Origin of the sequence: Alteromonas sp. KUL49 (genome assembly GCF_006538345.1) — a bacterium.
Classification (GTDB): Bacteria; Pseudomonadota; Gammaproteobacteria; order Enterobacterales; family Alteromonadaceae; genus Alteromonas.
Genome location: NZ_BJKL01000001.1, coordinates 590594 through 611474, shown reverse-complemented (window position 1 = coordinate 611474; position 20881 = coordinate 590594). Strand labels below are relative to the sequence as shown.

The window sequence follows — 20881 nt, the reverse complement described above, 5'->3', positions numbered from 1 at the left end:
ACCTAACGACAGGACCCTACACATGCACAATAACGTTGACACACTGTTTGCTAATTTGTGGGAAGACTATGTAGCGATAACGCCATCGGCGCTTGAGATCCATAAGCTTCTTGCAGACGAGGAATCAAAGGATATCGTTAACGATCACGTTGCTTTTCGTACCTTCGCACTAGAAAAAACTCGCTTGAACACACTTGCGGCGCATTTCCTTGCGTTGGGATACGAAGACAAAGGTGACTATAACTTTGAGTCCAAAAAACTCACCGCAAAGCACTTTGAGCACCCAGATACCACCAAACCCAAGGTATTTATCAGTGAACTAAGAGTTCACGAACTCTCAGACGAAGCGCAAGCCATCATAAGTAAGCTTGTTGAGCAAATGGATGCTAATGCAACCACACAAGACAACTACTTATACTCAGGCCGTCATTGGGACATTAGTCATGCTGACTATACTCGCTTGCTAGAGGAGTCTGAGTACGCTGCGTGGATGGCCGCATGGGGCTTCAGAGCAAACCACTTCACAGTGAGTATTAATCACTTGTCTAACAGTCAAACCTTGTTGGGTGTGAACGACAAACTTAAAGACGCGGGTTTCACGTTAAATACGTCTGGTGGTGAAATTAAAGGTGGCGAAGACGTCTGTCTAGCACAGTCGTCTACCATGGCAGACACCGCTGAGGTCGCGTTCACTGAAGCGCCTCAAGCTATCCCAAGTTGCTTCTATGAGTTTGCTCAGCGTTACCCTATGGCAAATGGTGAGCTATACCAAGGTTTTGTTGCAGCATCGGCCGACAAGATTTTTGAGAGCACTAACGCCAAATAGGCAGATATGATTAACACTCGTCTGAGGCATGGATGCCTCAGTGTTTCGCTCACACTCTTTTAAAAGTTTCTCGCCAAAAACTGCTCGCAAGGCATAGGTTTGTCGAAATAAAACCCTTGCATAAGGTTCACGTCGGCTTCTTGCATAAAAGGTAAGTAGCTTTCATTTTCCACCCCTTCTACGACTATTTCGATTTGCAGTCCTGTCAGCATGGCAACAATGCCTTTGAACAATGCAAGTCCTTTACTATTGGCATTGATATCCTTTATCAAGCTCTTGTCGACTTTCACCACTTCAAATTCAAAGTTGCGCAAGTAGCTCAATGAAGAAAAACCACTTCCAAAGTCATCTAAAGAAAGACGAAAGCCCAACTCTCTCAATGCATTGAGTGCCACAATGGCAGCAGCTTCATCTCTCACAAATATAGATTCGGTGAGTTCGAGCTCAATCATACTGGGGTGTATTTGATGACTGTCGCATACACTCACCGCCTGGAATGGAAACTCAGGGTCGAGCATTTGGTTCACGCTTATATTTATCGACAGTGGCACTGCGTAGCCACTTTGGGTTTCCATCATAATAATGTATTCACAAGCCGCCTCTAGTGCTTGTAAACCAATCGCTTTGTCGAGTTGATTTTGCTCGGCAATGGGTATAAAAACCGTAGGTGACACTGCGCCATGCAAGCCTGAGATCCACCGGCAAAGTACCTCGCCCCCTCTCAGCTTTCCCCGAGTGTCATATTTACCTTGTATATAGAAGTCGAGAAGTTCATGCTCTACAGCACGCTTAAGGTCATTAAGCATACTCACCTGCTGCTTTATACTTTCATGCAGTCCTTCTCGATACACGTAGACTTGCCCTTTCCCTGAGTTTTTCGCCTGATACATAGCAGCATCTGCATGCTGCAACACACCTTCAATGGTTGCGCTGTGTTCAGGAAAAGCCGCTACACCCACACTTGCAGAAAGACTCAAATGAATACCATTAATAATGATATTCATCTTTTCGAGCGCTTCAATGAATTGATTGGCTTGAGCAACCGCCATCTCCGTAGAAGCAAGGGGCAAAGCTACAATGAACTCATCCCCGCCCCAACGGACGACTACACCTTCAATACGAGAAAACTGTTGAGACAGTACACCACCTACACTGCGCAGTTCCGCATCTCCCCTATCATGTCCAGCGGTGTCGTTAATTGCTTTGAAACCATCAAGGTCAATAAACAACAAAACAAAAGGCGTGTGATGGTAGTGGTACGTAGTTAGCGCCTCACTGAGGGCGTTTCTGTTTCCAAGTCCTGTTAAATCGTCATTGAGAGCCATTTGCCGCAAACGAGCTTCATTACTTTTTCGTTCACTAATATCCCTTAAGGTGGCAATAACATGGGAGCTCGTTTGTAAATGAGATTCAAACAATGCGATGGAAACATCAACAGGGATTGTCTCGTGTCGCTGGGTCTGAATATTCGTTTCAAAACGTTGATTCTTGTCGTAGCTAAGTTGATCGTGACTGACTTTTTGCCCCGAGAGTAAGGTATTGAAACTCTGTCCGATACACTGAGAAGGATCTGTGGCCTGAACAAGATGAACGAAGGCATTGTTACACTCTGTAATCGTGAGCTCAGATGATAGGACGACCATTGGCTCTCTTGAGCTGGAAAAGGCAGAAGCCATTAACTGAAAAGACTGCTCAGCTTCTCGTTCAGAAGTAATGTCTTTAGTGGTCCCAACAATGTGAAGAGCCTCTCCCGCATTGCCTCGACGAAACACTCGACCCCGGAGCCTAACCCATTGAAAGTTAGTAGAAAGCTTTAAGCGAAACGCAAATTCAACGCGATCTTTTCCACCAAAAACGGCTTGTGACCAATGAAATTGCATATTGTCTAGGTCGTCACAATGAACCTTTGACATGATTTCAATCGGCGTACCCGACCATACAGTGACTTCATCTGAGTTCATAGAAAAAGAGCGAATCTTCATAATGTCGCTCTCAGCTTGCCAATCCCACAGAGACTCTTGAGACGCCCACAACGCCAGCTCTAACTGCTTTTTAGCGCGCTTTGACTTCTCTAACGCGAGGTAAAGCTCTGTACTTTTGCTTTCGAGTAATGATTCAGCGGTGTTACGAGCCGTCTTTTCTCGACGCAATTTGCGTTTTAATAGGGCGTTTTCATTGGATGAAGTAGAAGTCTTGTCGGCCACACCATTCTCCTATTTCAACGACATATGAAATTCAAAATGATATGGCTTTACCGTATTTTCAACCAACCATGTAACTACAATTCCCGACATACACCCTTCCTCTGCTCACTATGGAAAAGTGTAGTTCAACTTCTAGTGCATGTTGATGTTTACCGAGTCTTTTTTACTGCGCCAATCTATCTAATTATAGTGCCTACTCCTGTGGAGCATCAGCTGACACTTCTTGATTTATCACCTCAATAGCATCAACTCGCTGTAATCCACGGGGGAGTTTATTACCTCTTCGGCCTCGCTCTCCGTGATAGTGCTCTAGGTCTGATGGCGTTAATGTCATAGAACGTTTACCAGCCGTTACTTTCACCGACGCCCCTAAAGACACGACAGCAAGCACTTTGACAAACTCTTCTCTGGATTGGGCTTTCGAGCTTGGAATGTTAATCAACTTGTTCCCTTTACCCTTACCTAAGCTAGGCAAATCTTTCATTGGAAACAGCAGCATTCGACCCTCGTTAGAAATCGAGAGACACAAATCTGACTCTGGGTGAGATACTACCTGTGGCTCAACAACTTTCGCAGCGGTTGGTAAGGAAATATAGGCTTTACCTGCTTTATTTTTGCTTACCATATCTTTAAATGTACCCAAGAAACCATAGCCAGCGTCGGATGCCATCAAGTATTTGGTGTCATCAGGAGCCATCAGCACGTGCTCAAAGGTTTCTCCGCCCACAGGAGTGAATCTACCGGTTAGGGGCTCACCTTGACTTCTCGCAGAGGGAAGACTGTGAGCGTCACAGGAGAATACCCTTCCCGATGAATCCATAAACACGGCAGGCTGATTACTTTTGCCTTCAGCACTCGATTGATAGCCGTCACCAGCTTTGTAACTCAACCCCTGTGCGTCAATATCATGGCCCTTGGCACAACGCGCCCAACCTTTTTCAGACAGCACTACAGTGACCGATTCAGCAGGCACTAATTCTTTCTCAGACAAGGCTTTTGCTTCGCTGCGTTCAACTATTGGCGAGCGACGATCGTCACCATATTTTTCCGCATCGGCCAAAATCTCTTTCTTGATGAGAGTTTTAAGGCGCCGCTCTGAACCTAACAATGCCGTAAGCTTGTCACGTTCTTCAGCTAACTCGTCTTGTTCGCCTTTGATCTTCATTTCTTCAAGCTTGGCCAAGTGACGAAGTTTTAGCTCTAAAATTGCTTCGGCCTGTCTATCGCTCAAACCAAAACGAGCCATCAACTCAACTTTGGGCTTGTCGTAAGTGCGAATAATCTCAATCACTTCGTCGATATTGAGGAAGGCAATGAGTAAACCTTCCAAAATATGTAGACGCGCCAGTACTTTATCTAAGCGATACTGTAATCGGCGGGTAACAGTGTCGGTACGGTACTGCAGCCACTCGGTCAAGACAACCAACAAGTTTTTGACTTGTGGGCGACCATCAAGGCCAATCATGTTCAAGTTGACCCGGTAGTTTTTCTCTAAGTCGGTGGTGGCAAATAGATGCTGCATTAACTGAGCAGTATCAACGCGATTGGAACGTGGCGTTATCACTAAACGGGTTGGGTTTTCATGATCAGACTCATCGCGTAAATCACTTACCATCGGCAGCTTTTTGGCCTGCATCTGGCCTGCAATCTGTTCCAGAATTTTAGCGCCTGAAGCTTGATGTGGAAGCGCAGTAACAACGACGTCACCATTTTCCTCGTGGAACACAGCACGCATTTTTACTGAACCTCGTCCAGATTCGTACAGTTTGCGTATGTCAGCTTTCGGCGTAATGATCTCAGCTTCTGTCGGGTAATCTGGTCCCTGAACTATCTCTAATACATCATCAAGGGTTGTCTTTTTATTATCGAGTATGGTGGCACATGCAGTGGCAAGCTCTCTTACGTTATGAGGCGGAATGTCAGTAGCCATACCTACCGCAATACCAGTTACCCCGTTCAACAAAATATGGGGAAGACGAGCGGGCAGCATACTAGGTTCTTGCAGTGTCCCGTCGAAGTTTGGCACCCAATCTACCGTGCCTTGCCCTAGCTCGTTAAGTAGCACTTCACTAAAGCGAGATAATTTAGCTTCAGTGTATCGCATGGCAGCGAATGACTTAGGATCATCAGGTGCACCCCAGTTCCCCTGCCCGTCTACCAGTGGATAACGATAAGAGAAGGGCTGTGCCATCAACACCATTGCTTCATAACACGCTGAATCACCATGAGGGTGGAACTTACCTAAAACATCACCTACGGTCCTAGCAGACTTTTATATTTGGCGCTGGCACTTAACCCTAAGTCGGACATGGCGTATATAATACGTCGTTGCACCGGTTTTAACCCATCTGAAATGTGGGGTAAGGCGCGATCCATGATCACGTACATAGAGTAATTTAGGTAGGCGTCTTCGGTAAAACGTCTAAGGGGAAGCTGTTCTATCCCGTCTCGGTTTATTGTTATTTGATCGCTCATGATGCTCTGCGTTTCTTATTGATAACCCAACGCTGCATACCACTTAGGTGTGCAGCACAGTGCAAGGGACGTAGGAAGGTAAATTCCAGCGACAAGTGTTACGTTTTAAAAACCTATTGTGGGGTAATCCGCTTGTGAGTGCAATATCAAGCCTTCCTTTGTACAAACTGCTCGATGAGTGGTTTAATAATAGTCACGAACAAAAGGCTTTAACGGTAAGTGCCACGGACATGCGTTTAAACTCGGTTTTCAAGTATTTCGCCATTGCTGCGCTGTTTCTTTTTTGCTTTTCGGCAAGCGCGCAATACAACGAACAACTATACGATGAGAATACCACGGTAGATTTGTCCTCGTCGCTTTATTATTTGTACGAAACCGATGCGGCATTATCCATAGAAGACGTTGTGCTGAGGCGTAACGATTTTCGCATTCCACCCAATCAAAATCCCAACTTTGGATTCAGAGATAAAGGGGTATGGCTTCTTACCTCAATAACCAATGCCAGCAACCAAAAAGACTGGGTTTTCACCATTAATTTCAGTCAATTAGATTTAGTAGATTTTTACTTGGTGAGTAACGACCAAGTCATCCTCGACAGCCATCAAGGCAAGCTACAAACCCAGCAAAAATATCGTGTCCCCACGTTTCGTGCGTCGCTGCCTAACTCCGAGCAGGTGGATATTTACGTCCGCGTTGAAAGTCAGTCTTCTAGTTTAATCACACCGCTAAAAGTACAGCCAGAGGGACTTCACAGCCTTCACAGTCAGGTAGACAGTATACTGTGGGGACTATTTTACGGTGGCCTGATTATTCTCGCGGTATATAATCTAGTGTTGTACTTCGGTGTTAAAGAGAAGAGTTTAATTGCCTATGTGGGCTACATTCTCGCCGTCATATGGTGGCAATTTAACTGGGGCGGTCATATTAATATCGCGTCGCCCAATGGTGTTCCCCAATGGCTAGCAGAGCATACTGAGCTGATTTTCGTACTGATTGGAATATGCTCAGGTATATTCACAGTGACATTTCTCGACACTCAAGAAAACGCCAAAACTGCACATCCTATAGTGCTGTTACTGTTAACTATTCAAGTCATCACTGGGTTTGTGTGTTTTGTCGATATTCTATCGCCTATCTGGAAAAACAACTTAGTGTACGGAGTGGGTCTCCTCGCTATTTGCAGCTACATTTATGCGGGTGTAGAAGCCTTTATGAATCACTTTAAGCCAGCCCGATACTTTATGTTTGCATGGACTATGCTGGCGTCTGGCGCGGTTATTGGTATGCTCAGCCTTATCGGTGTACTACCTTCAAATGACTTCACCACTTATTGTTTTCAGGTCGGTGTATTTCTTGAAGCCAGCCTATTCTCGATTGCATTAATGGAAAAAAGCCGCAGCCAGTTAGAGCTTGAAGTCAGACAGGCCACCGACGACTTGCGTAATAATATGGAGTTAATCGAAGAGCAAAATGCCCGCTTAGATATAGCTCGCAAAGATGCCATTAAGGCAAGTAATGTGAAATCTCAATTTCTTGCGAATATGAGCCACGAGATTCGGACTCCATTGAACGCCATACTCGGTTTTAGCCGAGAGCTTGCGCAAGCTTCTCTTCCTACCGATCAGCAAGAACAAGCACGAATTATCGATACCGCGGCGGATAACCTGTTAACCATCGTAAATGATGTTTTGGACTTTTCGAAAATTGAAGCTGGAAAGCTGCAAATCAATAACCAACCGTTTTCGCCCAATAAATTACTTGAAGAAATGGTTACGATTATGTCCAAGTCGTGCCATAGCAAAAAGTTAGAATTCGTCTTTGGCTTAGGACCTTTGCCAGACAAGCTCATCGGCGATGTTTTCAGGATCAAACAAATACTCAATAACCTGTTGAGTAATGCACTGAAATTTACCAGTTCCGGTACTATTACACTCTCAGCGAAAGGTAGAGCATTGCCCCATGGTATCCATGAGCTCGAACTCATTGTTGAAGATACGGGTATCGGTATCAGTCGTCAGGACAAGAAAAAGCTTTTCAACGCCTTTTCTCAAGTTGATGATGCACTTAACCGCAACTATCAAGGTACAGGATTAGGTCTGGTCATTAGCCGAGAACTGGTTCGCCTGATGCGTGGAGAACTCACCCTAAAAAGTGTTCCCAGCCAAGGTTCAACCTTTAGCGTAACCATACGAACTAATCATTTGAGTCAAAAGTTCTCATTAGTTCCACAGCCTGGTTGGCAAGATAAAAAAGTCATTATTTTTGACCCAATCCCAGCCACACGAAGGGCGAGCGCGGCTATGCTGAAGGCGTTAGGTGCTGATGTGTATTGTGCTGAATCTTTGGCCTACTTGAGCACGTTTACCTTTCAACCCGACATGTTTATGGCGACTATTCCCGTGTCTAAAATGAGTCGACGGGATGAGTTTCTCAGTCAATTTATTCATTTTAATGCCAAGCAACGCATTCTCTGGTACTCAGGCCCAGAACCCTTCACACAGTATCAGAGCCTGACACAGTACTTCCACACGCAAGTACGAATGCCTATGACACCGTCGAAGCTAGACAGTCTGGTCAATTCCAAATCAGTGAAGGTGAAAAACCCTCATCAGGAAAAAATCAATAGTCTACCGAAAGCACGAATTTTGGCGGTAGACGATATGGAAATGAACCTCAAATTACTCAAGACTTGGTTGAATAACTCGCCTATTTCACTGACTACCTGTACTAGTGGTCAAGAGGCAGTGAACTACTGCCAAACACAAGAATTTGACTTGATTCTGATGGACGTTCAAATGCCAGGTATGGATGGTCTTCAAGCCTCTCGGGCCATCAGAAAATCAGCGTTGAACATGGGCACCCCGATTATTGCAGTAACCGCTCATGCATTCAGAGAAGAACAAGAGCGCTTACTCTCCTCCGGTATGGACGATTACCTACCCAAACCTATAGAAATGGGCTCTCTGCTCGACCTGATAAGAGCATGGTGTCATACCGCTAATCCAAGTCAGATCATTTTGCCATCACTTGATTGGAACCTAGCACTGAAGCGCGCCAACCAGAACTATGAGGCGGCAAAAGAATTACTGTCAGACTTTATTGAGTTACTTCCAGAAACTAAAGTCATTATCGAATCCCTATGGGAGTCCAACGACTACAGCACATTAAAAGACGAGATCCACAAGTTGCATGGTGCATGCTGTTACACCGGTGTTCCAAGGCTACAGAGCTTAGCAGGTGAACTGGAGTCATCATTAAAGCTCGGGCAACACCTCATGGTTGCGGAACACCTTCCATCTTTAACAAGTGAACTTGATAGAATTCAAGAAGAAGGCAAGGCGCTTCTCACCAATATCTAGCGAGCGCCTCGTTGTGAAGCCTGATGACAGTCATTCACCAGTTTGGCAAACGCATCGGGGGCTCTGTCAAGTTCAGACGACGCAATAAAAATATCAAACCCCAAATGCTGGCGCAGTAACTTCATTCTGTTTGCCAGCATAGCCTTTACACCCGTTAATACAGTGCCATCTTCAAGAGTAAAGTGCTTATCGTCAAACATTGCCGGAACATAACACCCTCCGGTAGAACAGTCCTCTTGAGTAACGTGATTTAACAGTGGACGTTGTTCCATTAACAGATGGGTAATCAAACGGGGCGAGATTGATTCAAAAAAGGGCTCATAGGATTTGATTTTAAAACCAACAGCTTCAATGTCGACGTGGTCTAAACCCTGCCTTACTCGTGGGCAACCGGCTCGCTGTAGGTTTTCGAACCCGATAGACCATACGCCTAGTCGATGCTGGTAGCCAATTTCAGAGGGTGATATTTGCAAGCTGTAGGCCGGTTCTCTTACTTTGAACCAACCTACAAGCATAGTGACAAGAGATGCACTAGTAAGAAAAATACCCGCCAAGAAAAGCCAGTCGGGAGTCACCGTAAACCAAATAATCGACAGCAACAGTCCCACACTACCAATCACCATACTGGTAATGCCGTTGCTTTTAGAGGCCGCTTTTACAAGAATTGGCTCTATATTTTCACCAGACATAAAAGTACACCACAAACATAACAAGCGCCCATATCAAATACAGACGTATTCTTTGGCACCGCACACAGTCAGTATGCCAAAGCTGTTTTAACTTTACCCACATAACCCTTATACGAGCCGTTAGTTAACTTGGGTTATATATTACGCCGTGGTAGGAGTACTGTCAGTCCATTTTTTATAACGTCTACGTTGGAACGCAGCGACGATTGTCGGGGTGAAAACGAGTGACAATATGACCGAGAAGCCAACACCACCGGCCAACACAACAGCAAGTGGCGGCCAAAAGCTCCCTTCACTGAAGAGGAGTAACGGTACAAGACCTCCAACGGTGGTAAAAGTCGTCGACAGAATGTGTCGGCTGCACCCCATAGTTTCTTGTACTATGGCGCGGGTGTCGCCACTTTTAGCCTTTGGATTGGCGTTTATAGCCGCTATGACCACTATCGAGCCGTTTATCGCAACACCAATAAGCCCTGCGCATCCAAGCAACGGATTAAAGCCAACAGGAAGGCCAGATATCCATAAACTAAACATACCTAACCCAACGGATAGTATGGCCACTAACCCAATAACACTGGCCATTCGCACACTGGTAAAGGTAAGAATCAAGGTAGTAACCATTAACACCAGTAACACTGGCGCGTAGGTACCCAACTGGCCTAGTGCTCTTTGCTGCTCGTCGGCGTCACCGGCTAAGTAAATTCGATAACCTTGAGGTAACACTAAACGTTCGTTGAGCTTTTCCCGTAGTGCATTGCTCGCATCAACCGCAGGTACACCAGGCAATAAAAACGCCTGAATTCGATTTAATCTCTCGCCGTTTTGACGGGTTATACTGCTGATAGAGGGATTCAATGAGATCTCAGCAAGCGCACCTAATGACGACCATTTTTCAGCGGTACCCGTAGGAACAGGCATAGCATCGATACTGGATAAACTTTGTCTGAACGTATCGTCTAGACGCACTCGTACAGGGATCTCTTCCGTACTCTCCAACACTGAACCACCGGTCACGCCTGAATAATTCGTTTGCATCTGATTAGCTAAATCATTAAGGCCAGCCCCAATGAACGACAGAGCATTACTGTCGGTGGACAAATTGAGTTCAGGCTCACCCATAGTTACCGTAGCAATAGATTGGGTTACGCCGGGAATTTCAGACAACAATAGGCGGACTTGCTGGCCCAACTCATTCAAGGTCTCTAGATCAGGACCAAAAACTTCAACCTCAATAGGCGCAGCGATAGGAGGCCCCTGACCAAAAGCACGAACTACCACTTGTACTTGAGGAAACCCTTCATCCAGATCTTTTTGTAGCGTTTCGATAAGTGTTACCGCGGAGGAGACATCCTTGGTAGTAACTACCGCATTAGCAAAGTTCGGTGAATTGTCCCGTGTCATCACCTGGTTGTAATACACAGAAGGTGCTGAACCACCGATGAGCCAACTTACCTGCGCAACATCCTCGTTTTTGCGAATAAAGCTATCAAGCTCACGAGTATATGCTGTGGTGTTTTCGATACTCGCGCCGTCTTTAGTCCAGACGTAAATCTCGAATTGATCTCTGTCAGCACTCGGGAAAAACACGTTGGCTAATGTACCGGATAACACAAACCCAGAAACGCATAAGACAATGATGACTGGTAACACCAACCAAGGCTGTTTAATCCAGCGGCCTAGTTGTTTATTGAAAGCTTCACTTAAGCTAGGTGTTTGAATCCCCGTGTTCCACCAACGCTTTGATACCTCGGAGTCTGTTGTATAACGAGGCAAAAAGCGTGCAGCCAATGCCGCAATTAAGGTCAACGAAATAAACAGCGAACCAATTAACGCCATAACTACACTGATAGCGATCGGACTGATGAAGTCACCAATATTGCCATTGAGTAGAAAAATCGGCATAAAACCAAGAATGGTGGTTAGCGTAGAAGCAAGTAACGGCGCAAATAAATGTGAAACACTTTTTGCCATAGCACCTACGCGTGTGAGGCTATCATCTTGAAGATTTATTCGAATTTCATCGGTAATCACAATGGCGTTATCAATAAGAAGTCCAATGGCGATGATCATCCCGAAAATGGACATCTGGTGAATCTGCTCGTTGTAAAAGCTTAGCGAGAACAGAGCAAAAGAAGCGCAAAGGGGCAACGCCAAGCCGACGATCCAAGACGCTCGCAAACCCATAAACAAGAAAATGACAAAGGTAACTACCGCACATCCCAACACAAGGTTGCCGGAGAGTTCTGATAATCTCGCTGCCGTATACTGATTCTGCTCAAAGGCGATTTCGGCCCTGACACTCCCCTTAAACTCCTCATTAAATCCCTCAACAGCCTTTAATGCACCTTGAGTCCACTTGTCGACGCGAACCGAAGTTTGCATCCTTGCACCAACAAAAATCACCTCTTCTCCATCCAATAAAGCAATATCTGAACGGGGTGTTTGATAAGCACGGGTCACAGTAGCCACATCATCTACACGCAAGAACCTACCAGAGGTGTTTACTAGCGGAATAGCTGAAATCATCGCGACACCTTCGAGCCCTTTCGCTACTGTGAATCGCAAATTACTTTGTGCAGTATTAAGAACACCAGCGGGAAGTTTAGGGTCTGCGGCGCTGATAGCTTGACTAATCTGAGCCAGGGTTAAGCCAGTGGATGCCAATTGCTCTGGCGACACACTGACACGGATTTCTTCCGTAGGTGCACCATATATTCTGACAAGCTCGGTACCATTGACGTTACGCAATCTGTCAGTAAGCTCATCGGCAAGACGAGACGTTAAGGTAAGCGGCGTATTTTCTGGGTACTCAGCTTTCAGCGCGAGCAGTAGTGTAAATGCAGTAGCACCGCGTTTTTCATCAAACACGGGGGACGCTGCCCCCTGTGGAAACTGAGTTTCAGCCTCACGCAGTGCGTCTCTTATTTCACTGAACAGCTGCTCATTTGTTGTATTGTCTACCCAATCTTGAGTTTCGATATTGATAACTGAGATGCCGGCCCTGGATGTAGACTTAATTTCTTTGATTTCATAGATCTCTCGAAGCCTGTCTTCAATAACATCGGAAACAAGGGCTTCTACACGCTCAGCAGACGCACCTGGGTAAGGTGTAATAACCAATACATTTCGCGTATCAATTCTAGGGTCTTCCAACCTTGGTAACGTATTGAGAGCAGATAAGCCAGCCACCAAAATGACCAGCAAACTCAATACAAGTAAGTGACCTCTTCGATAAAAAAGGGTGTACCAAGGGTAAGGTTTCTTGTCTTCTTGAGGCGTAGGGATCATCGTTGCGCTCCCAATTCGCTAGTATCTTGTTTAACCGATACTAACTGCCCCGGGGCGAGCTTGTGAGTGCCTTGGGTCACAAAAACAAGGTTGTTACTGATCGCGCCACGAATAAACGCATTTTGACCATCGGTGTACAGCACTTCTACCGCACGAGCTTCGACTTTGTTGCCTTGTTCAGTGTTTACGACAAACAAGCGCCACAAGCCTCGAACGCCATTGCTCAGTGCACTAGTAGGTATCCATGCACCGCTTTCACTATGAGGCTTTTCTCCAGTGAGCGTAACAATGTCACCGGGTATTAAGGCTTGGTTCGCCTCAAGTAAAACAAGTATGTCTACCGACCGAGTTAGGGCGTCTCGAATGGGTGATTGCTGCAGTACTTCACCACGAAGCGTACCCTCGCGATTACGCAACAACACAGTGTCACCAACAGCATACGACGATAAGCTTTCCAGAGATACCGCAAAGCGAGCGTACAAACGGTCACTTGACGTCATCCGTAGTACTGGCATTCCAGGGTTCACAACTGCGCCTTCATCTAGATAGCGAGCACTCACATCGCCATCAAATGGCGCAATAATTTTCGACTTTTCCGTTTCAACATCTAGCCTTACTAGACTCGCTTTAATGCCATTAACCTGAGCTCGCGCAGCGTCCACACGAGTGTCAGCCTCGTCTTTTGCCTGCTCGGAGCTTAGTGATTGCGACGCCATGTTGTTCGTTCGTGTTTGACTGATCAATGCCAGCTTTAATTCAGCTTCGGCTTGAGCCAAAGATGCCTCTAATTCACTGCGTTGTGCGTCAATACGACGGGTTTCAAGTGCTGCTAACGTCTGCCCTTTTACGACCGAATCACCTTCTTCGACATATACCACCAGTATTTCACCGCTATTGTCGAAAGCCATATCCGCCGCCTGCGGTGACTCTATTTGGCCTATAATATTGACGGGCGTGACAAAACCATCTTGCAGTTGAATAGATTGGGTTGAGACACTGGTGGGTAATTGTTCTTCAGGCGTTGCTGTTGCGCCATTGATGCCTGCGGCAAACAACAATACAACAAGCGAAACAACGAAAATGAGAACGGCAGTATACAGCGCCGGTTTGTTGAAATTTTGCGATTGATCGTGATTCGACATTACCCAGATTCCTTGTTCACGCTGTACAATTTTTACCTTGCTATGCTAGTATAATAAAACTAGACCGTCCAGTTTGATAATTAAAAAAATGAGGAATGTTTGTGACAACATCCGATAACAAACGACAAGGCCGCCCCAAAAGCGAAGAAAAAAGACAACAGATTCTCTCTGCGGCATCTTGCTTGTTTTTGAGCGAGGGTTTTACCAACACCTCCATGGATAAAGTGGCAAAAGCTTCCGGCGTTTCGAAACAAACTGTCTATTCTCACTATGAAAACAAAGATTCTCTGTTTCAGGCAGCCATTTCTGCTAAGTGCCAATCCTACCAACTCGATACCAGCCAACTTATGCAAGCCAGCTTGAAGGAAATGCCTTTTTCCACATGCTTAATGCACATAGGCGAGCTGTTTATCCGCTTGTTACAAGACCCTGATACGTTGGCAGTGTTCAGAGTGATCATTGCTGAATCAGGATCAAGCGAACACATGGCTGAACTTTTTTATGAAGCGGGCCCTAGAGCTTCATTACGTTACATCGCTGATATTTTTCATGGCTATGGTGATGGTGCAATATCTAAACAACAAAGTGATCAATTAGCACATGATTTTGTGTCTTTGTTAAAAGGCGATTTTCACACCATGATGTTATGCGGTATTCAACCAGCACTCACTGACGAAGAAATACAAAATCACGTATTAAATGCGGTAGAAAAAATTGTGATTTGGTTCGATCTTTATAAAAACCAATGAGGTGTTCGGCTTTAGGCAAATGGCGGATTGGTATAAACTATTAGGGTCTGTTAAGTATTACGAGTGACCAATGTCTGACTTCACTGGAAACCATATTTTATCGGTCAATCAGTTTGACCGTGATGCCATAGAAAGGGTGTTTTCGGTTGCTGATGCAATGCAACCCTATGCTAAACGCCAAAAGCGAACCACAGTGCTCGATGGAGCAATTTTAGGAAACCTCTTTTTCGAACCCAGTACCCGTACTCGCGTAAGTTTTGGAACCGCATTTAACCTACTCGGTGGTGAGGTACGAGAAACTACCGGAATGGCTAACTCTGCACTCGCAAAAGGTGAATCCCTTTACGATACTGCTCGTGTGCTTAGTGGTTATTCGGATATTATTGCCATGCGTCACCCTGCAGCTGGGTCGGTCGCAGAGTTTGCCGAGGGAAGCCGCGTACCAGTCATCAATGGTGGTGACGGGGCTAATGAACACCCAACACAAGCCCTACTTGACTTGTTCACTATTAAGCGTGAGCTGGAGTATCATGGAAAGGGTATTGACGGTTTGCACATAGCGATGATTGGCGATCTTCGCTACGGCAGAACTGTTCACTCATTGTCAAAGCTTTTGTGTTTATTCAAAAACATTCAGTTCACACTGATTTCTCCCAACGAACTGGCAATGCCTCAGCCAGTTATCGATGCCATAGAGAACGCGGGTCACAAGCTGACTATCACAGATAAACTTGAAGGCAGTATGGATGCTGACATCTGTTATCAAACACGTATTCAGGAAGAGCGTTTTCCATCGCAAGATGAAGCCAATAAATACCGTGGTAAATTCAGACTTAACCAGTCGATTTACACCAAACATTTTCAATCTAAAACTGTGATCATGCATCCACTTCCACGGGATTCTCGTACAGAAGCTAACGAACTGGATAACGACCTTAACGTAAACCCTAACCTCGCTATTTTCCGTCAAACTGACAATGGTGTTCTCGTTAGGATGGCACTTTTCGCACTTACGCTAGGTGTAGACCACTTGGTGTCCAAATATGAACGAGAAGTCATTTGGTACACAAATAAGAGCAATTAATCGAATGCAAAAATCAGAATCTTTATTTTCCCGAGCCCAGAAAATCATTCCAGGCGGCGTTAACTCTCCCGTGCGTGCTTTTAAAGCGGTAGGTGGAACACCTCGCTTTATTACAAAAGCAGATGGTCCATACATTTGGGACGCCGATGGCAAACAATATATCGACTACATCCAGTCATGGGGGCCAATGGTACTTGGTCACAACAATGATGCCATACGAGAAGCGGTCATTGCGGCATCTCATAATGGTCTTTCTTACGGTGCCCCCACCGAAGCCGAAGTAATTATGGCTGAGAAAGTTACCGAAATCGTACCTTCCATGGAAATGGTACGAATGGTGAATTCTGGTACCGAAGCTACAATGTCGGCGATTCGATTGGCTCGTGGTTACACAAGTCGCAACAAAATCGTTAAGTTTGAGGGTTGTTACCACGGTCATGCTGACTCGTTATTAGTCAAAGCAGGTTCAGGCGCGCTTACCCTTGGCGTTCCAAGCTCTCCCGGTGTGCCAGCCAATGTGGCGGAACATACGTTGACGGTTGAATACAATAATATAGACAGTGTTCGCGAAGTGTTCGAAGCTCATGGCGACGACATTGCCTGCATTATTGTTGAGCCTGTAGCAGGCAACATGAACTGTATACCACCGGTTGAAGGTTTTCTTGAAGGCCTGCGGGATATCTGTGACCAATTCGGCAGCGTTCTTATTTTCGACGAAGTAATGACGGGCTTTCGTGTTTCTCGCGGTGGTGCTCAGGAGCGCTACAATATCAAACCAGACCTTACCTGTTTGGGTAAAGTGATCGGCGGCGGCATGCCAGTTGGCGCTTTTGGCGGTAAAAAAGAAATCTTGACCCATATCGCACCGACAGGCCCGGTGTATCAGGCTGGAACCCTCTCAGGGAACCCAGTCGCTATGGCAGCAGGTCTTGCAGCCTTATCTCAGTTACAAGACGCTCATTTGTACGACTCAATCTTTGAAAATACCAAAGCACTAGCGAGTGGCATGCAAGAACTTGCAAATAAGCATGGTATACCACTAAGTACTAATGTTGCTGGTAGCATGTTTGGGCTATTCTTTACTGATATTGAGCGTGTAACTAACTATCAGCAAGCCATTAATTGCAACACGGAACAATTTAATAAGTTCTATCACGGCATGCTAGATCAAGGCGTTTACCTTGCTCCAGCGTCTTATGAGGCGGGTTTTGTGTCTAAGGCCCACGATGCAGATATCATTGCAGCAACCCTTGACGCAGCAGACAAGGTCTTCGCAACACTATAGCGAGTGAGGCATTACTATCGTGACAACAACCCATTGGTTGCTACTTCTTTTGTTGGTGGTAAGTACCTACGGCGTTGTTGTTACGATAATCGCTAGTCGTCGTTCACCTGCTCTATCCACACCACCTCAACGCAAGATTGTAAATTCGGAAGAAGAAAAAGAGCGTGGTTTTCAGCAAACCGCTGATGAGGCCTTAAGGCTTTCGCAAACCTTTCAAAAGTTCGTTCCTCGTCAGTTTGTGGATCATATTACCAAAAATGGTTCCAGTTCCTTAGAATTGGGACACGCAGATGAAGACGATGTCGCCATACTGTTCTGCGATATTCGCGGATTTACCAGCCTTTCTGAAAACATGCGCCCTCATGAGTTGATGAGTTTTTTAAACTCCTACTTCTTGAGAATGAACGACCCGATTCACCAAAACCGCGGTTTTATCGACAAGTTTATCGGCGACGCTATTATGGCGCTCTTTGATCATCCCGGTGGTAATGCCGACGATAAAGTAGCAGATGCTGTTCAGGCAGCATTGGACTTGCGAAAAGCGCTAAATATTTACAACAAACATCGTAAAAATAGTGGCTATGACCCTGTCAATGTGGGCATTGGTATCCACTACGGTCCTGTTATTTTGGGTACCGTTGGCTCAGATGACCGCATGGATACCACGGTTATTGGTGATAGTGTCAATATTGCCTACCGCTTAGAAGCACTCACCTCAAAGTATCATGCTGATATTCTCGTCACCGCTCAGTTGCTCGAGACTATCAGCGAAAAAAGCGACATAAAGGCCCGACTTCTCGACTGGGTAAGAGTAAAAGGTAGACAAGCCCCTATTGAAGTTTACGAAGTGCTCGATCATTTACCCGAAGCAGAACAACAGAGTAAACTTAAAGCAGAAGTCTTCATAAAACAGGGTATTGAGCATAGAAAACAGCAAAATTGGGATGAGGCATTAGAGGCCTTTACTAAGGCACTTGAAGTCGCCCCCCTCGACTATGTGATCCATCACCACATCAATGTTTGTCACGAATATCGTCATCAACCAAAACTACAGATTTGGAGTGGCGCACTGGCGGTATGAGCACCGCACTAGGATTCTGCGTACATTGCTTGTTGTCGAATAAAGGTCACCGAAGGTGCAAAGAACGACGCTCCCGTCTCCGCATTCGAATAGTCTAGCCAACGGTCATAATCGCCGTCACCATTGCCGTATATTTGGCTGTGTAGCATTGCTCGAAATGGCTGGGCACTCGCAGAGCAACTGACAAAAAAGAGTCCTTGGGTACGCATATCACCGTAGGGCATACCCTGTTTGATAAGGCCAGGCATACCATCGTCTGGATTAACTACGCTCGCCCTTTCACAGTGAGAAGACTGAGAGCGTTCCACGCTTTCTAGGTTGTGTTCTTGAGTCACCCCCATGACTTGTTCTTGCTGGCGAGCGGATAAGCTATGCCATCGCCTCAAGTCATGGCGATAACGCTGAACATGGAGGTAACTGCCACCACAGAAGTCAGGGTCGTACTCGCCGATAATTGCGGTTTCTCGCCTGCGCATCCCACGAGGGTTTTCCGGCGCATAAATAAATCCATTGAGATCCCGACCATCCAAGTATCGGAAACCTCGAATCTGTTCCACAAGCTCAACGTGTAGACGCAGTAAATTCATAACCTCGATACCAATCGCATGGCAAATATCCAGCCTGTCCGCCCTAATCTGGATAAATAAGTCACAAGGCATAGTTGGAGCACTTCTGTCTTCGCACTGCATATCAGGAAACGGCGCCAACTCGGGCGGAATCAGACCTGGATACAAATCAGTCCAATATCCCGGACCTACCGCAACAATACCTGTAACCATTGCTTCATAATGCTCGTTTTCAAAGTGTTCGAAAACATCTATCACTCGGGCAAGCTTAGCGCGAACCGCTTCGCTGTCTTCATCAACAACATTGAACAACAAATATTGTGCATGCAAGTTTGGCTCTGCGCATATTCCTTTTTGTGGTTGTGTCATGAATGCTCTTGTTATTATCTACATTAAGTTACAAACGGCTCGCTTACTAATAAGTGTGTATCAATAACCCGCGGCTTGTCCATCTTTTCGACTTTCAGACGCCCCAATATAGATTTTACGCTGATTGTCCCAGCCAATAGCCTGGTAACCACCATACACACCTACTTCGCTTTGTAGCCGATGGCCACGTTCCATCAACTCTCTTTGAACCTCCATCGAAACACCTGATTCTAGGCTTACGTATCCACCATCTAGCATGAGTGCACCAGTGGGGCTACTTGAGCCACTATGTAACATGCGCGGTGCATCCCCCGCTTCCTGGAGGTTCATGCCAAAATCAATAACATTGACAATGATCTGTGCGTGCATTTGAGGCTGTGTACCGCCGCCCATTACACCAAAGCTAAGAAAAGGGTAGCCGTTGCGAGTCACAAATGCAGGAATAATTGTGTGAAACGGACGTTTTCCGGAAGCATATTCATTGAAATGCCCCTCTTCCAAAGTAAACATTTCGCCTCGATTCTGTAACACAAAACCCAAACCAGTGGGTGTCATTCCCGACCCCATGCCACGATAGTTGCTCTGAATTAACGACACCATATTGCCGTCTTTGTCTGCAACAGTTAAGTAAATCGTATCGCCATCATATCGACCGGCGTCATATCGCTGAGCAGCTTGCTCAGGGTTTATCAAGCGCTGGCGCTCAGCGGCGTAGTCCTTAGAAATCAACCAGTCGACTGGAATGTCATTAAAATCTGGGTCTGCATAGAACTTTGCTCTGTCTTCAAAGGCCAACTTTTTAGCCTCGACAAAGGTGTGAATATAATCTGCCGAACCAAACCCCATGCCTTCAATATCATATCGCTCCAACACATTTAGTATTTGTAGCGCTGCTATCCCCTGACCATTTGGTGGTAGCTCCCAAACGTCATACCCTCGATAGTTAGAAGATACTGGGTCGACCCATGAGGACGTGTGACTGGAGAGGTCTTGATACGAAAGGTAACCCCCTTGTTCTTGCATGTAGGCATCAATAATGCGGGCAATATCACCTTTGTAGAACGCATCTCTACCACCCGTGGCAATTTTTTCATAGGTCGCTGCCAAATGCGGATTGGTAAAAATGTCACCTTTCTTCGGTACTTTACCATTGATCAAAAAGGTCTCAGCAAAACCGGGATAATGGCCGATCCTGTCCGCATTCATTTGCCAATAGTATGCAATCATTTCAGTTACAGGAAACCCATCTCTGGCGTACTGAATTGCTGGTGTTAGCAGCGTTGCCATTGGTAACTTTCCGTACTTTTGGTGTAACTCGAACCATCCGTCTACTGCACCAGGTACAGAAACTGGGAGCGGACCAAACTTAGGTATTTGGCTAAGCCCTTGGGCAGAGAAAACCTCTTTGGTAAGTGATCTCGGGGAACGACCGGAGGCATTAAGTCCTGAAAGACTTTTTGTTTTCGCATCCCAAACAATAGCAAACAAATCACCGCCGATACCGCACCCAGTTGGCTCCACTAGGCCGAGCATAGCATTGGCTGCAATAGCTGCATCTACTGCACTGCCACCTTGCTTTAGAATATCGAGGGCGACTTGTGTTGCCAGCGGCTGACTAGTGGCGGCCATACCTTGTTGCGCAATAACCTCTGAGCGACTGGCAAAGCTAGCCCCTGTAATCCTGTCGTATGATGCTGCGGTAAAACTTGCCAATAGAAGTACTAACGCGAGGAATCGCATAAACATAATAGCTACCTTGTAGAA

At 45.9% G+C, this 20881-nt stretch carries 12 protein-coding genes and 1 pseudogene; 6 read left to right on the top strand and 7 right to left on the bottom strand.

The window, feature by feature from the left end:
- Nucleotides 1–22: 22 nt before the first annotated feature.
- The gene (locus tag EYS00_RS02510) at nucleotides 23–826 is read left to right on the top strand and encodes a DUF1338 domain-containing protein (protein WP_130634988.1); all 804 of its coding nucleotides are present in this window, start codon (nucleotides 23–25) and stop codon (nucleotides 824–826) included.
- Nucleotides 827–885: 59 nt separating this feature from the next.
- Here the strand turns inward: EYS00_RS02510 and EYS00_RS02505 are convergent, their stop codons facing one another.
- Complete coding sequence (locus tag EYS00_RS02505; protein WP_130634987.1) at nucleotides 886–3030, bottom strand: bifunctional diguanylate cyclase/phosphodiesterase; 2145 nt, start codon at nucleotides 3028–3030, stop codon at nucleotides 886–888.
- 193 nt (nucleotides 3031–3223) lie between these two features.
- Nucleotides 3224–5505, bottom strand: a pseudogene (gene parC, locus EYS00_RS02500) (DNA topoisomerase IV subunit A).
- A gap of 230 nt (nucleotides 5506–5735) precedes the next feature.
- Here parC and EYS00_RS02495 point away from each other — a divergent pair.
- Complete coding sequence (locus EYS00_RS02495) at nucleotides 5736–8864, top strand: hybrid sensor histidine kinase/response regulator (RefSeq protein ID WP_130635122.1); 3129 nt, start codon at nucleotides 5736–5738, stop codon at nucleotides 8862–8864.
- Here the strand turns inward: EYS00_RS02495 and EYS00_RS02490 are convergent.
- The 3 genes from EYS00_RS02490 to EYS00_RS02480 all read right to left on the bottom strand — a co-directional run bounded on the left by EYS00_RS02490 (nucleotide 8861) and on the right by EYS00_RS02480 (nucleotide 13983).
- Nucleotides 8861–9553 (bottom strand): DUF2982 domain-containing protein, encoded by a 693-nt coding sequence (locus tag EYS00_RS02490; RefSeq protein WP_130634986.1) that lies wholly within the window; start codon nucleotides 9551–9553, stop codon nucleotides 8861–8863. The two genes, EYS00_RS02495 and EYS00_RS02490, sit on opposite strands and share 4 nt — an antisense overlap.
- Before the next feature lie 141 nt (nucleotides 9554–9694).
- Nucleotides 9695–12841 (bottom strand): efflux RND transporter permease subunit, encoded by a 3147-nt coding sequence (locus EYS00_RS02485; RefSeq protein ID WP_130634985.1) that lies wholly within the window; start codon nucleotides 12839–12841, stop codon nucleotides 9695–9697.
- Nucleotides 12838–13983 (bottom strand): efflux RND transporter periplasmic adaptor subunit, encoded by a 1146-nt coding sequence (locus tag EYS00_RS02480; RefSeq protein ID WP_130634984.1) that lies wholly within the window; start codon nucleotides 13981–13983, stop codon nucleotides 12838–12840. The genes EYS00_RS02485 and EYS00_RS02480 overlap by 4 nt, the downstream gene beginning before the upstream one ends.
- Nucleotides 13984–14084: 101 nt before the next feature.
- Here EYS00_RS02480 and EYS00_RS02475 point away from each other — a divergent pair, with 101 nt between their 5' ends.
- The 4 genes from EYS00_RS02475 (at nucleotide 14085) to EYS00_RS02460 (ending at nucleotide 18182) form a co-directional block, all read left to right on the top strand.
- Complete coding sequence (locus tag EYS00_RS02475; RefSeq protein WP_242618620.1) at nucleotides 14085–14732, top strand: TetR/AcrR family transcriptional regulator; 648 nt, start codon at nucleotides 14085–14087, stop codon at nucleotides 14730–14732.
- Between the two features lie 70 nt (nucleotides 14733–14802).
- Entirely contained in the window at nucleotides 14803–15816 is a 1014-nt protein-coding gene (locus EYS00_RS02470) for an aspartate carbamoyltransferase (protein WP_130634982.1), read from the top strand.
- Nucleotides 15817–15820: 4 nt separating this feature from the next.
- Nucleotides 15821–17101, top strand: coding sequence for a glutamate-1-semialdehyde 2,1-aminomutase (gene hemL, locus EYS00_RS02465; protein ID WP_130634981.1), 1281 nt, complete (start codon nucleotides 15821–15823; stop codon nucleotides 17099–17101).
- Between the two features lie 19 nt (nucleotides 17102–17120).
- The gene (locus EYS00_RS02460) at nucleotides 17121–18182 is read left to right on the top strand and encodes an adenylate/guanylate cyclase domain-containing protein (protein ID WP_130634980.1); all 1062 of its coding nucleotides are present in this window, start codon (nucleotides 17121–17123) and stop codon (nucleotides 18180–18182) included.
- Nucleotides 18183–18190: 8 nt separating this feature from the next.
- Here EYS00_RS02460 and EYS00_RS02455 read toward each other — a convergent pair whose 3' ends face one another.
- Entirely contained in the window at nucleotides 18191–19117 is a 927-nt protein-coding gene (locus tag EYS00_RS02455; protein ID WP_130634979.1) for a Dyp-type peroxidase, read from the bottom strand.
- A 60-nt stretch (nucleotides 19118–19177) separates the two neighbouring features.
- Nucleotides 19178–20857 (bottom strand): gamma-glutamyltransferase, encoded by a 1680-nt coding sequence (gene ggt / locus EYS00_RS02450; protein ID WP_373995552.1) that lies wholly within the window; start codon nucleotides 20855–20857, stop codon nucleotides 19178–19180.
- Nucleotides 20858–20881: the final 24 nt, after the last annotated feature.